Consider the following 13,413-nt stretch of genomic DNA (forward strand, 5'->3'; position numbering starts at 1 on the left):
AAGGGGCGCCCGCCGGGATGACCGGTGGGCGCCCCTTCGGGGAGCGTCACTTGTTCAGGTGGACCCAGAACTCGTCGAACGAGAGGAGCTTGTCGCCGTTGAGGTCGCGGGCCGCGATGATGACCTCGGCCACCGACTCGGTGACGTTCCAGTCGCCGCCCTGGGCGAGCGCGGTCTTGAACTCGGCCGCCGTGATGAATCCATCACTGTCCGTGTCGATCCGCTCGAACTGCTTGCGTGCTTCCTCGATGTCGGCCACCCGGTCCGCCCCTTCGTCGTGCATCACTGCGTGCGTCACTGCGTTGTGTACGGAGGTCAGATTAACGGTCCGCGCGGGCCCGTAGTGCGGCGACCACCCAGGCGGACTCCGCCCGGTGCGCCGACGGTGAGGAGGCCGGTGCCGTCGTCGGTCAAGTCTGCGAGTCTGGGCCTTCCAATGGGTGGAGACTCAAGCGTCGAGGGGGCGGTCGTGGCCGGCACCGCACACGGGCTGGGGACCGTCGTGGCCGCCGCGGCACGGGGGATCTTCCCACCGCCCGACGGCTCCGTCACGGTCGTGCCGCAGCAGTGCGCGCGCGACGCCGGGGTCCTCGCCTTCACCGCGCACTCCGTGGTCTTCACGGACGAGGACGAGGGCTGGGTGCGCGCGACGCTGGCCGCCGTCGGCTGCGATCCGCTCGCCGCGGCCATGAACCCCCGGTTCCTCGCGGCGCTCATGGAGCGGACGGGACGCGCGCACGACACCGTCGACGTGATGTCCGTCGCCGCCCCGCTGTCCGGTCCGCCGCCCCTCGTCCTCACGGAACTGTCCGGTTCCGGCCATCCACGGGTCGCCGCCGCGCTCGGGCGGCGGGACGGTGTACGGGCCTGGGCGGCGGACGGCGGGACGGTCGTCCTCGGACACGGCGTCGGGGGCCGCCTGGAGGCCTCGGTCGAGGTGGCCGAGGACGTACGGCACCGGGGGCTGGGGCGGGCGCTCGCGACGGCGGCGCGGCACCTCACCGGCGAGCCGGTGTGGGCGCAGGTGGCGGCGGGGAACGCCCGCAGTCTGCGGGCGTTCCAGGCGGCCGGTTTCCGTCCCGTCGGGGCGGAGGCGCTGCTCACCGCGGTCTGAGCGGGCACCCGGGCGGGGGCGCCGGCTCCGGCGGTGCCGGGGGACGTGGGTCAGTGCCAGGGCTCGTAGTACGGATTGCTCTGGCAGTCGCTCATGATCTCGGTCCGGGTCCGCTTGTCGACCGGGCAGACGCCGACGACGTACTGGCGGGCGATACCGCCGGGGAAGGCCACCTCGTCCTGGCCGGCCCGGCGATGGGTGTCGCCGATGGTCTTGTTCACGTCGACGCCGCCGGGAGCGTCGATGTAGTAGTTGAAGCCCGCCGTGTTCCCGGCCTTGTAGAGATCGTGGTCGTACGTCGCCGCCACGTACGGCGAGGGCTGGTCGGCGCGGGTGTACTGCTCGATGTCGTACTGGCCGCCGACGACGTCCTTCGGATAGAAGCCCTGCTCGAAGACGGTCGCCGGGCCCCGGGAGTCGCTGCGGTACAGGGTGTCGCAGGTCCTGCGCCAGACCGGCTCCGGCGTGATGCGCCCGACGTCCACCCGCCGGTCGGCGGCGGCCTTGACCGGGTCGGTGAACTGGGGGCAGCTCGGGGCCGCGGCCCGGGTGGCGGGGGCGGCCGGGGCGGCGGGCGTCGCGGCGGTCGTCGCGAGGACGGCCCCGAGGGACAGGACGACGGCGGCGGCCCGCCGCCGCGGGCGATGGATGATCATGGGGAGCACGATCTCCGTTCCGCGGGGGCGGGCCGTGGACCGTCACCCGTACGACGGCGTGTCAGCTCAAGCGGGTCAACAGGCGCCGTTCTAGCGGAAGATGCCGGTGTGGCCGAGCGAGTAGCGGCCGGGCTGGGGGTACACGGCGAGTCCGTGCGGGCCGCTGCCGACGGGGATGCGGGCGAGCTGCACACCGGTGCGGGTGTCGATCGCGTACACCTCGGCGTTGTAGCGGCCGGAGAGCCACAGGACCTTGCCGTCCGCCGAGACGCCGCCCATGTCCGGGCTGCCGCCGTCCGGCAGGCGCCACTTCTTGGTGAGCCGGTTCTGGGTGAAGTCGAAGATCGAGATGGTGCCTTCACCGCGGTTGGAGATGTACATCTCGCGGGAGTCGCGGCTGACGTAGAGACCGTGGGCACCCTTGCCGGTGTGCAGCAGCGTCGGCTCGGTGAACTTGTCGCCGTCCAGGACCCACACCCCGTCGGCCATCATGTCGGCGATGTAGAACTTCTTGCCGTCCGGGGAGATCTTCACGTCCTGCGGCATCGCCCCCTGGAACGGCAGCTTCTGCTGGGCGACCACCTTCATCTTCTCGGTGTCGACCTTCAGCAGTTCGCCGCTGAACTCGCAGGACACGATGAAGTACCTGCCGTCCGGGGAGAAGTCGGCGTGGTTGACGCCGTAGCAGCTGACCGGCTCCGTCTTGACGCGCTTCATCGTGTGCGCGTCGCGGAACACCAGCTCGCGGTCGAGCGAGGCCATCACGATGGCGTACTTGCCGTTGGGCGTGAAGTACAGGTTGTACGGGTCGTGCACGTCGACCGGCTTGCCGGCCTTCCCCGTCTTCGGGTCGATGGGCGTGAGGCTGTTGCCCTTGTCGTTGTTGACCCACAGGGTCTTCATGTCCCAGGAGGGGACGACGTGTTGGGGCTGGACCCCGACCTTGATCGTCTCGATGACCTCGTACGTCTTCGGGTCGATGACCGTGACCGTGTTGGACTCGGTGTTCGGCACGTACACCCGGGACGGGAAGTCCTTGACCACCGGGGAGAGCCGGCCCGGGCGGTCCGCCGCGTAGACGTCCGTCGGGTCCAGCAGCGGGGGCATGCCGGGCAGGCCCTCGGGCGTCTTCTTCTTCACCGGGGCGGGCTGGACGGCGGCCTTCGTGCCGAGGGCCTCGTCGGCGTGCTTCCCGCCGGAGACGCCGCAGCCCGCGAGGGCGGCCAGCGCGGCGAGGGCGGCACCGGCGGCCAGCACGCCCCGCAGGGAGGAGTGCACGGGGGTGCGCAGGGGGGAGCGCGGGAGGGAGGGGGGCGTCGTCAGCATCAGCTCAGCAACTCCGTTGTGGTGACCGGGCGCAGGCCGCGCCGGTCGAGCTCGTGCAGGAGGTCGGGGAGGGCGGCGACCGTGTCGGCGTAGCCGAAGTGCAGGCTCACCACGGAGCCGGGGCGGACCGTCGCCAGGACGTTCCGGGTGACCGCGGCGGCCCCCGGCGACGTGAAGTCGAGGGAGTCGACGTCGTAGGAGAGGGTGTGCGGGTAGCCGGCGTCCTGCGCGAGGCGCTGGACCAGGGCGGAGGCCCGCGGGCTGCGGGAGGGCCGGAACCAGGTGCCGATCGAGCCGGTCAGCCGCTTCAGCCGGTCCGCGCAGCCGCGGATCTCGGCGGCCGCCTCCGTCTGCGACATCGCGTTGATGTCGAGGTGGTGGAGGGTGTGGTTGCCGAGGTCGTGGCCGCCGTCGAGGATGCGGCGGGCCATGCCGGGGTGCTCGTCGAGCCAGGTGCCCACGGCGAGGACGGTGACGCGGACGCCGGCCTTCTCGGCCTCGCCGAGCACCGACGTGGCGATGGCGGGGTCGCCCTGGCCGTGGAAGGTGAGGGCGACTTTCGGGGGGTTCGTGCGGGGGCCGTGGGTGATCTCGGAGGGCTGGGCGGGGAAGCGGCGGGGGGCGGGGGCGGGGGGTACGACGGGTGCGCTCGGCGCGGCGGGGGGTGTGGGGGGTGTTGTGTGGGGCCGGCCCCGTGCGGCGTCTGGGGTCGCGGGGGCGGCGCAGCCTGCAGTGAGGGTTCCTGCGGTGAGGGTTCCTGCGGTGAGCGCTAGTCCCGTGAGCAGGGCCGCGCGCCGGGGTGGAGCGGGTGCGGGGTCTTCGGCGGGCGTGGTCACCGGACCATTTAAGGGTGAATCACCCCGGAAACCGACGATTGGTCCGTCTGCGGGCGGCTGCGCGCCGGGCGTTCCGGGTGCCTCCGGCTTCGGCACCGGCTCCAGCTCCGGCCCCTGCCTCGGCTCCTGCCTCGGCTACGGCTCCGGTCCGGTGGGTGGGTGGGGCGGGGCCGTGCCGGTACATCCGCCCGTCGCCGTTGCATCAGACGTGGGTCGAGAGCCGGGAGCTGCTCGATCCGGGCGTAAGCGACGGGCATCTGATGTACCGGCACGGCCCCTCACGCCGGATGCCGTCTGCGGGCAGTACGTGGCTGAGGAGAATTCTCAAGGGCTCGGGAAATTCAGCCCCTCCGGCGCTCGGGAAATTCAGCCCCTCCGGCCCTCGGGAAATTCAGCCCCTCCGGCGATTGAGGAGCGGGGTCTGGGGCGGAGCCCCAGGGATGGGAAGGGTAGGGGCGGAGGGGGCGAAAGAAGGGTGTGGGGCGGACCGGAGGGGGGATCGGGTGGAGGATTCGAGGAGGCGGCGGGGCCAACATCCCCTGGTTTTGGATCAATCCGGTCGGTCTGCGATAGTCAGCGATGCGACCTCCACCCATTGACCCGGGCCATGGTTGTCGTCGGCACCGCGGATCACACCCCATTCGTTCCGCGGAGCCCCGAAGCCCCGGCTGCCCAGCGGCCGGGGTTTCCGCGTACGAGGGCCGGGCTAGCGGTCGGCGACGCGCATCTCGAACCAGGTGGTCTTGCCGCGGGGCAGGAGATCGACGCCCCAGCGGTCGGAGAGCTTGTCGACGAGGAAGAGACCGCGCCCGCTCAGGTCCAGCTCCTGGACCGGCAGGAGGCAGGGAAGGCCGCGGGAGGGATCACGCACCTCCACGCGGATCCAGCCGCGACGGCGGCGCATCCGGAGTCCGAAATGGCGGGCGCCGGTGTGCCGCACGGCGTTGCCCACGAGTTCGGAGACGAGTAAGACCGCGTCCTCGGTCATCTTCGGCGAGAGGCCCCAGTGCCGCAGCACCACGACCTGGGTGAGCCGCCGCGCGGACGCCGCGGACTCCGGACGGGACGGCAACTGCACCTCGGTCTCGGTGGGATTTCCGAACAACTCCAGTGCCCTGAGCGCCCGTTCGTCCTCGACCGCAGGTGTCCAGCGTGCCGCGGTCGCACTCCCGTGCCGCCGCGGCTGTTCGATACCCTCCAGCCCCGCCATGCCCCCATCATGGCTGCCCGGACCTCGCTTGGGGGCCGTTCCGGAGGAATACGCCCCCCGGAACGGGACATTCCGACACGGCTGATCGGCATATGCCCATGGCATTTCGGAGGGGTGGACACCCCATCTGACCTGCACGCGAAGGGCAGTTGGAGGCAATACCCGGCGACCGCCGACAAGGTGCGCTTAAGGTTGCCTTAAGGCTGGCATAAAACGCTCCATCGGGGGACGCCGGGTAAGACACCGCGTCAACTGCAAGTGGATCAGCGGAATTTCCGGGGTGACGTTCGCCCTCCGGTCAGAGGAACTTCGCCTTGCCCGGACCCTCCTCGACGAAGCTCCGCATCCCGCGCTCCCGGTCCTCCGTCGCGAACAGGCCCGCGAACCAGTTCCGTTCGATGGCGAGTCCGGTCTCCAGGTCCGTCTCCAGGCCCGCGTCGACGGACTCCTTGGCGGCGCGCAGCGCGATCGCCGGGCCCTGCGCGAGCCGGGCCGCCCACGCGTGGGCGGCCGTGTAGACCTCGGCCGCGGGGACGACCCGGTCGACGAGGCCGAGGGTGAGCGCCTCGTCGGCCTTGACCATGCGACCGGTGAAGATGAGGTCCTTGGCCCGGGAGGGTCCGATCAGCCGGGACAGGCGCTGGGTGCCGCCGGCGCCGGGAATGACGCCGAGCAGGATCTCCGGCTGGCCCAGCTTCGCGTTCTCCCCGGCGATGCGGTAGTCGGCGCAGAGGGCGAGCTCGCAGCCGCCGCCCAGCGCGTAGCCGGTGACGGCGGCGACGACCGGCTTGGGGATGCGGGCGACGGCGGTGAAGGAGTCCTGCAGGGCCCGGGACCGGACGACCATCGCGGCGTGGTCCATGGCCTGCATCTCCTTGATGTCCGCGCCGGCCGCGAACACCTTCTCCCCGCCGTAGAGCACGACGGCACGGACGTCCGTGCGGGTCGCGGCCTCCTCGGCGAGCTCCTTGAGACGGTCCTGCGTCGCGACGTCCAGGGCGTTCATGGGCGGGCGGTCCAGGCGGATGGTGCCCACGCCTTCGGCCACTTCGAGATGCACAGTCATGCAAGCAGGTTAGTGGCGGTTAACGCCGACGGGCCGGGTGTGCTGGGTCACAGCACACCCGGCCCGCCGAAGACCGGTTACTTGGTCCAGTCCGACCAGGACATGTTCCAGCCGTTGTAGCCGTTGTCCGGGGCGACCGTCTTGTCGTGCGAGTTCTTGACCACGACCACGTCACCGGTGATCGAGTTGTCGAAGAACCAGGCTGCCGCCACCTTGCCGTCGTAGCCGCCGCGCACGTCGCGCAGGCCGATGCAGCCGTGGCTGGCGTTGTAGTTGCCGAAGGCGTCGCCGCCCCAGTAGTTGCCGTGGATGAACGTGCCCGAGTTGGTCAGGCGCTGGGCGTGCGGCACGTCCTTGATGTCGTACTCGCCGCCGTAGCCGACCGTCTCGCCGTTCATGCGCGTCACCTTGAGGCGCTCGCTGATGACCATCTTGCCGTTCCAGGTGTCGTAGCCCGGCTTGCCCGTGGTGACGGGGATGGTCCTGAGGACCTTGCCGTCCCGCTTGACGGTCATCTTGTGGGTCTTGACGTCGACGGTGCTGACCTGGCTGCGGCCGATCGTGAACTTCACGGTCTTGGCCTGCTTGCCGTAGACGCCGGGGCGGCCTTCGACGCCGTCGAGGTCGAAGGTGACGGTGACCTTCGTGCCGGCCGCCCAGTACTCCTCGGGACGGAAGTCGAGGCGGTCGTTGCCGAACCAGTGGCCCTGGACGTCGACCGCGGGCTCCGTCTTGATCCTGATGGCCTTCTCGACGTCGCCCGGGTGCGTGATGCCCCGGGTGAAGCGGACCGAGAAGGGCATCCCGACGCCGACCTTGGAGCCGTCCTCCGGCGTGTAGATGCCGACGAACGTGTTCTTCGGGGTCAGCGTGGTGAACGCCGACTCCTCGGCGGCCTCACGGCCACCGGAGTCCTTGGCCACCGCGTGGACCGTGTACTTGGTGGCCGCGGCCAGGTGCGACGCCGGCGTCCAGGTGGCGCCCCCGTCGGTGATGCTTCCCTTGACAGCGTTTCCCTTGGTGTCCTCGACGCGGACCTCGGTCAGCTTGCCCTTGGCGGCGGTGACCTTGAGCGCACCGCTCGTCTCCACGTCGCCCGCGCCGTCCTTGGGCGCGATCTTCACCACGGCCTGCGAGACCTTGGTGTCGGCCGTGCCGCTCGATCCCTTGCCCTTGCCGTCGCCCGAACCGGCCTCCCGGTCCGAGCCTCCTCCCCCGCCGCACGCGGTCACCGCGAGCAGCAGGACTCCCAGCAGCAGGGCCAGGACTCCCTTGCTCCGGTGGGTCCGTGCGCCAACCGACGCCCCCGATATCGGTCGCCCGTTCAAGTCGTTCTCCCCTCGCACGGCCTGATCAGGCCCGCACTCCAGCGCGTCCCACGCGCGTATCGCGCTAATTAATCACACGGCCTGGAGCGATGGCTCCCCGGGAATGTCACTGTTCAGTCCCAACTTCGGCCGTGCGGGGCGCCGCTGGAGTCCATCGTGCGCATACCCGCACAGGGGCTCACTTCACCGCCGGAAGCCCGCCTTCCACTCTTTCCAGTTCATGTTCCAGCCGCCGAGCCCGTTGTCGGCCGCGACCTGCTTGTCGTTGCTGTGCACGACCTCGACGACGTCGCCGACGAGGCTGCGGTCGAAGAACCAGCCCGCGGGGGTGTCGGAACCGCCTCCCTTGACGTCCCGCAGGCCCACGCAGCCGTGGCTGACGTTGGTGTGCCCGAAGGCGTCCGGCGCCCAGTAGTTGCCGTGCAGGAACGTCCCGGAGTCGGTGAGGCGCATCGCGTGCGGGACGTCCGGGATGTTGTACTCGCCGCCGAAACCGACCGTGCGGCTGTTCATCCGGGTCACCTCGAGCATCTCGGTGACGACCATCTTCCCGTTGTACGTGGTCGTCCTGGGCGCCCCCGCGGTGATCGGCACCGTGGCGAGCAGGGCGCCGTCGCGGCGGACCTGCATGGTGTGCGCGCGGGCGTCGACGAGGGAGACCTGACTGCGGCCGACGGTGAAGGCGAAGGTCTTCGACTGGAGTCCGTAGACGCCGGGTGCCGCCTCCACGTCGCGCAGGCGCAGGTCGACGGTGACCTTCGTGCCGGGCTTCCAGTACGTCTCGGGGCGGAAGTCGACGCGGTCCTTGCCGAACCAGTGCGGGCGGATCTCGACGGCCGGGCTCGCCTCCACCCGGATGGCCCGCTCGACGGCGGCCCGGTTCTCGATCTCCCGGTTGAACTCCAGGGAGACGATCATTCCGGTGCCGACGGTGGACCGGTTCTCCGGGGTGACATAGCCGATGAAGCGCTCGTCGGGGACCTCCGTGGTGAAGGTGGTGTGCCGGGCCGAGCGGCGTCCGTGCCCGTCCAGAGCCACCGCGTCGATGGTGTACTTGGCGGCGAGCGCGAGCCGCGGGTCGTCCGGTTTCCAGGACAGGCCGTCGTCGGAGATCCGCCCGGACACCGGGGACTCCTGGGCGTCCTGGGACTTGACGACCCTCACGGACTCCAGGCGACCGCCGGGCACCCGTACCGTGAGGGGCTGCCGCGGGCGGACCCCCTTGGCGGTGTCGTCGGGCGTGATGTGGATGACGTCCTCGGGCGAGCGGGGTTTGCCGAACGCCTCACCGATCCCTTTCGAGATCCCGTCGGAGGAGCAGCCGGCGGCTCCGGCCAGCAGACCGGCCCAGGTCAGTACGGCGGCCAGCGCGGCCCCTGCGCGCCGCGCGCGCGTCGGTACGTGGTTCACAAGGGACCCAACGACGGCGCCCCGCCGGGGAAACGTGAGTGCGAGCCACGCGGTGGGCAGAACAGTGGGGAGGACGACGCGACAAGGAGCTGCGGCCGGGACGCCGTACGCCCCTTTTCGTTGCGTTCCACGAGCCGCGGGAGGCTGATCGGTGTCGAGCGCACCCGAGCAGGAGGCAGTCCACCAGGGACATGCCGCTGAACTGCCCATGCAGACCGCCACGGAACCGGCGGGGCGGTCCACAGCCGTGCCCGCGACCACGGAGCCGGAACCGGCCGCTCCCGCGCCGAACGGTGCCCGGCGCCCGAAGGCGACCGCCGTCTCCGTGTGGCCGGGTGCCCCGACTCCGCTCGGCGCACGCTTCCGGGTCGGCCCGGACGGCACCACCGGCACCAACTTCGCGCTGTGGGCGGGCGGGGCGGAGGCCGTCGACCTGTGTCTCTTCGACGAGGCGGGCTCCGAGACGCGCGTCCCGCTCACCGAACTCACCCACGAGATCTGGCACGGCTTCGTCCCCGGCGTGCTCCCCGGCCGCCGCTACGGCTTCCGGGTGCACGGCCGCTGGGACCCGTGGACCGGCGCCCGCTGGAACCCGGCGAAGCTGCTCCTCGACCCGTACGCGCGCGCGGTGGACGGCGACTTCACGCTGCCTCCCGAGGTGTACGGGCACGTCCGGGACTGGCCGCAACAGCACGTCGCCGACACCGTGCGCGACGACCGGGACTCGGCGCCGTTCGTCCCCAAGGGCGTCGTCGTGCAGGACGACGACGACTGGGCCGACGACCACCGCCCGAAGACCCCCTGGGCCGACTCGGTGATCTACGAGCTGCACGTCCGCGGATTCACCCGTCTGCACCCCGGAATCCCCGAGGAACTGCGCGGCACCTACGCGGGACTCGCGCATCCGGCCGCGATCGAGCACCTGGTGAGGCTCGGGGTGACGGCGGTGGAGCTGCTGCCAGTGCACCAGTTCGCCCACGAGGACCATCTGCTGCGCCGGGGCCTGAAGAACTACTGGGGCTACAACTCGATCGGCTACTTCGCCCCGCACGCGGGCTACGCGGCCTCCGGGACGACGGGCCAGCAGGTCGGCGAGTTCAAGCGGATGGTGCGCGCGCTGCACGCGGCCGGCATCGAGGTCATCCTCGACGTGGTCTACAACCACACCGCGGAGGCGGGCGAGCTGGGCCCGATGCTGTCGCTGCGCGGCATCGACAACCGCGGCTACTACCGGCTCCAGTCCGACGCCCGCCGTTACGCCGACTACACGGGCTGCGGCAACACCCTGCACGTCGTGCAGCCGCAGGTGCTGCGGCTGATCACGGACTCGCTGCGGTACTGGGTGACCGAGATGGGCGTCGACGGCTTCCGTTTCGACCTCGCGGCCGCGCTCGCCCGGTCCATGCACGACGTCGACATGCTGTCGCCGTTCCTCGCCGTCATCGCGCAGGACCCGGTGCTGCGCCGGGTCAAGCTGATCGCCGAGCCGTGGGACGTGGGCTCGGGCGGCTACCAGGTGGGTGCCTTCCCGCCGCTGTGGACGGAGTGGAACGACCGCTACCGCAACGCCGTACGGGACTTCTGGCGCGGTGCCCTGCCCGACGTGCGGGACCTGGGGTACCGGCTGTCCGGGTCGAGCGACCTGTACGCCTGGGGCGGCCGGCGCCCGTACGCGTCGGTGAACTTCGTGACCGCGCACGACGGTTTCACCCTGCGGGACATGGTGTCCTACGAGCGCAAGCACAACGAGGCGAACGGCGAGGGCAACCGGGACGGCACGGACGACAACCGCGCCTGGAACGGCGGGGTGGAGGGCGAGAGCGCGGACGAGGGCCTCCAGGCGCTGCGGCGGCAGCAGTTGAGGAACCTGCTGACCACCCTGCTGCTGTCGACCGGTGTCCCGATGCTGGTCGCCGGCGACGAGTTCGGGCGGACCCAGCGGGGCAACAACAACGCGTACTGCCAGGACAACGAGATCAGCTGGGTCGACTGGACGCAGTTGGAGGACCCCGGCTGGCGGGCGCTGTTCGAGCTGACGTCCCGGCTGATCGCGCTGCGGCACGAGCATCCGGTGCTGCGCCGGCGGGCGTTCTTCTCCGGGCGGGCCCATTCGGCCGACGGGCTGCGGGACCTGGCCTGGTTCACCGCGCGGGGCACCGAGATGACGGAACGCGACTGGTACGCGCCCGCCGCGACGGTCGGGATGTACCTGTCCGGGCGGGACATCCCGGGCCGGGACGCGCTGGGCGTCCCGGTGACCGACGACAGTTTCCTCGCCGTGCTGCACGCCGGGGACCGGCCGGCCTCCTTCGAACTGCCGGGGCTGCCGTGGGCCGCTCGCTACGAGGTGGTCGTGGACACCTCGCGGGAGGAGCAGGGCGAGGCGCCCGGTGTCGTGCACCGGGCGGGGACGGCGATCACGGTGCCGGGGCGGTCGGTGCTGCTGCTGAAGGTGTGCTGAGGGTGCGCAGAGGAGCGCGTGCCGGAGCGGCGGGGCCGTCTCGGGCCGGGCCCCGTCAGCCGAGGATGCCCCGGTCGTAGGCCCGGGCGACCGCTGCCGCGCGGTCCTTGACGCCGAGCTTGTTGTACAGGTGGGTGAGGTGCGTCTTGACGGTGGCCTCGCTGATGAACAGCACCCGGGCGATCTCGCGGTTGGAGGTGCCCCGGGCGACCAGCGCCAGCACCTCGCGTTCGCGGGCGGAGAGGGACTCGGCGGGCGCGGGGGCGCGCACCGCGGACACCAGACGGGAGGCGACCGCCGGGGACAGCACGGTGCGGCCCTCCGCCGCCGCGCGGACGGCGGTGAACAGCTCGTCGCGGGGCGCGTCCTTGAGGAGGTAGCCGGTCGCGCCCGCCTCGATGGCGGGCAGGGTGTCGGAGTCGGTGTCGTACGTCGTCAGGACGAGGACCTTGGCGCGGGCGCCGCGGCGGGTGAGTTCGGCGATGGCCTCGACGCCGTTGCCGCCGGGCATCCGCAGGTCCATCAGGACGACGTCCGGGTCGAGGGACGCGGCGAGCGCCACCGCCTCCACCCCGTCCGAGGCCTCGCCGAGCACCGTGAAGCCGGGGGCGGACTCGAACATGCCGCGCAGTCCGTCGCGTACGACGGGATGGTCGTCGACGAGGAGGAGGGTGATCACGGCGTCGGAGCGGCGGGCCGCGGGGTCATCGGTCATGGCGCACCAACGGTACGCGAGCGGAGACCGCCGTGCCGTGTCCCGGCTCGGACTCGACGGTGAGGGAGCCGGCGATGCGTTCGGCGCGGGCGCGCATGCCGTCGAGGCCGAACCCTCCGGTGCCGGTGCGGGCGGGGACGGCGAGCGGGTCGAAGCCGTGTCCGTCGTCGCGGACGTCGAGGGTGACCTCGTCGACCATGAAGCTGAGGGTCACCCCGACCCGGCCGGCGCGGGCGTGCCGGGAGGCGTTCGAGAGGGCTTCCTGAGCGATCCGCAGGAGGGTCGCCGAGACCTCGTCGTGGAGCTGCTCGGCGACGCCGGTGACGGTGAACTCGGCCCGGACGTCGTTGCGTTCGCCCCATTCGGCGACGGTCTTCTTCAGCGCCTCGGGCAGGCCGTCGTCGGCCAGGGCCACGGGGGCGAGGTTCTGCACGGAGCGGCGGGCCTCGCCGAGGCTGTGCCGGGCGAGGTCGGCGGCGCGGGTCACGTGGTCGCGGGCGGCGGCCGGGTCCGGGGTGCCGGAGACGACCTGGAGCTGGGCGATGATGCCGGTCAGGCCCTGCGCGATGGTGTCGTGGATCTCGGCGGCGAGCCGGCGGCGCTCGTCCGCGACTCCGGCCTCCCGCGCCTGGACGAGGAGTTGGGCGTGCAGGGCGGCGTTCTCGTCGAGGGCCTGCTGCAACGCGGTGTTCGTGCGCTCCAGTTCGGCGATGGTGGCGGCCTGGACGAGGGCCCGCTCGTTCTCCTTGGCGTTGAGGTGGCCCATGATCGCGGCGAGGGTGACGTTGACGGCGAGCAGCCCGCCGAACACGGCCCAGCCGACGGCGCCGTGCGGCGGCAGCCCGCCGGACTGCGATCCGGCCACCACGACGACCGCGGCGATCACCCCCACCCGCACCGTGCGGCGGGGCAGCAGCCGCTCGACGTCGAAGTAGGAGGCGGCCGCGTAGAAGGCGTAGAACGGGTTGGTCAGGGCGAGGACGAAGGCGATGGCCCAGCGGATCCAGAAGTAGCCGATGCTGGCGGGGGTCGGGCCGGGTCTGCTGCGCATCGCCCGGATCCACCAGAGCTGGAGGGCCAGCGCGGCGAGCACCAGCGGTACGCCCACGTACCAGTCCGTGCTGTTCATGCCGACGACGCCGGCCGTCGCCACGGAGAGGACGACGGCGACGCCGAGCAGGCCGAGGGGGCCGTAGCGGTGGAAGCTGGCCCAGCGTTCCTCCACGGTCCGTGCCGCGGCGGCCGCGCTGTCCTGTCGCGGTGCGCTCGTCATGCGTTCAGTCTGCACGGC

The 13,413-nt window shown here is 71.6% G+C and carries 12 protein-coding genes; 2 read left to right on the top strand and 10 right to left on the bottom strand.

The genetic code is table 11. The features are described from left to right. Nucleotides 1-46: 46 nt before the first annotated feature. The gene (locus OG406_RS13285) at nucleotides 47-259 is read right to left on the bottom strand and encodes an EF-hand domain-containing protein (RefSeq protein ID WP_081221829.1); all 213 of its coding nucleotides are present in this window, start codon (nucleotides 257-259) and stop codon (nucleotides 47-49) included. A 210-nt stretch (nucleotides 260-469) separates the two neighbouring features. Between OG406_RS13285 and OG406_RS13290 the strand changes: the two genes are divergently transcribed. Then, a complete protein-coding gene (locus tag OG406_RS13290) occupies nucleotides 470-1,114 on the top strand; it encodes a GNAT family N-acetyltransferase (RefSeq protein ID WP_329185869.1) in 645 nt (214 codons plus the stop codon). Nucleotides 1,115-1,164: 50 nt separating this feature from the next. Here OG406_RS13290 and OG406_RS13295 read toward each other — a convergent pair whose 3' ends face one another. The 7 genes from OG406_RS13295 to OG406_RS13325 form a co-directional block, all read right to left on the bottom strand. Further along, nucleotides 1,165-1,770, bottom strand: coding sequence for an ADP-ribosyltransferase (locus tag OG406_RS13295; protein WP_329185870.1), 606 nt, complete (start codon nucleotides 1,768-1,770; stop codon nucleotides 1,165-1,167). A 90-nt stretch (nucleotides 1,771-1,860) separates the two neighbouring features. After that, nucleotides 1,861-3,096, bottom strand: coding sequence for a YncE family protein (locus OG406_RS13300; protein WP_329185872.1), 1,236 nt, complete (start codon nucleotides 3,094-3,096; stop codon nucleotides 1,861-1,863). Beyond that, entirely contained in the window at nucleotides 3,096-3,932 is an 837-nt protein-coding gene (locus OG406_RS13305) for a polysaccharide deacetylase family protein (protein ID WP_326842294.1), read from the bottom strand. Before OG406_RS13305 ends, OG406_RS13300 begins: the two co-directional genes overlap by 1 nt. A 706-nt stretch (nucleotides 3,933-4,638) precedes the next feature. Beyond that, nucleotides 4,639-5,247 carry an ATP-binding protein gene (locus OG406_RS13310; RefSeq protein ID WP_329185874.1) on the bottom strand — a complete coding sequence of 203 codons (609 nt, stop codon included), beginning with the start codon at nucleotides 5,245-5,247 and terminating at the stop codon, nucleotides 4,639-4,641. A 193-nt stretch (nucleotides 5,248-5,440) separates the two neighbouring features. Beyond that, a complete protein-coding gene (locus tag OG406_RS13315; RefSeq protein ID WP_164369045.1) occupies nucleotides 5,441-6,208 on the bottom strand; it encodes an enoyl-CoA hydratase/isomerase family protein in 768 nt (255 codons plus the stop codon). 77 nt (nucleotides 6,209-6,285) lie between these two features. Further along, a complete protein-coding gene (locus OG406_RS13320) occupies nucleotides 6,286-7,536 on the bottom strand; it encodes a L,D-transpeptidase (protein ID WP_267048595.1) in 1,251 nt (416 codons plus the stop codon). Between the two features lie 183 nt (nucleotides 7,537-7,719). Then, nucleotides 7,720-8,946, bottom strand: a complete 1,227-nt coding sequence (locus OG406_RS13325) for a L,D-transpeptidase (protein WP_267048594.1) — start codon at nucleotides 8,944-8,946, stop codon at nucleotides 7,720-7,722. A gap of 151 nt (nucleotides 8,947-9,097) precedes the next feature. Between OG406_RS13325 and glgX the strand changes: the two genes are divergently transcribed. Continuing rightward, nucleotides 9,098-11,407, top strand: coding sequence for a glycogen debranching protein GlgX (glgX, locus tag OG406_RS13330; RefSeq protein WP_443067078.1), 2,310 nt, complete (start codon nucleotides 9,098-9,100; stop codon nucleotides 11,405-11,407). 55 nt (nucleotides 11,408-11,462) lie between these two features. On the opposite strand, the gene OG406_RS13335 is transcribed toward glgX, so the two are convergent. Next, a complete protein-coding gene (locus OG406_RS13335) occupies nucleotides 11,463-12,122 on the bottom strand; it encodes a response regulator transcription factor (RefSeq protein WP_329185877.1) in 660 nt (219 codons plus the stop codon). Further along, nucleotides 12,112-13,395: a sensor histidine kinase gene (locus OG406_RS13340; protein ID WP_164369049.1), complete on the bottom strand. Its 1,284-nt coding sequence runs from the start codon at nucleotides 13,393-13,395 to the stop codon at nucleotides 12,112-12,114. Before OG406_RS13340 ends, OG406_RS13335 begins: the two co-directional genes overlap by 11 nt. Nucleotides 13,396-13,413 lie beyond the last annotated feature (18 nt).

Origin of the sequence: Streptomyces sp. NBC_01428 (assembly GCF_036231965.1) — a bacterium.
GTDB lineage: Bacteria > Actinomycetota > Actinomycetes > Streptomycetales > Streptomycetaceae > Streptomyces.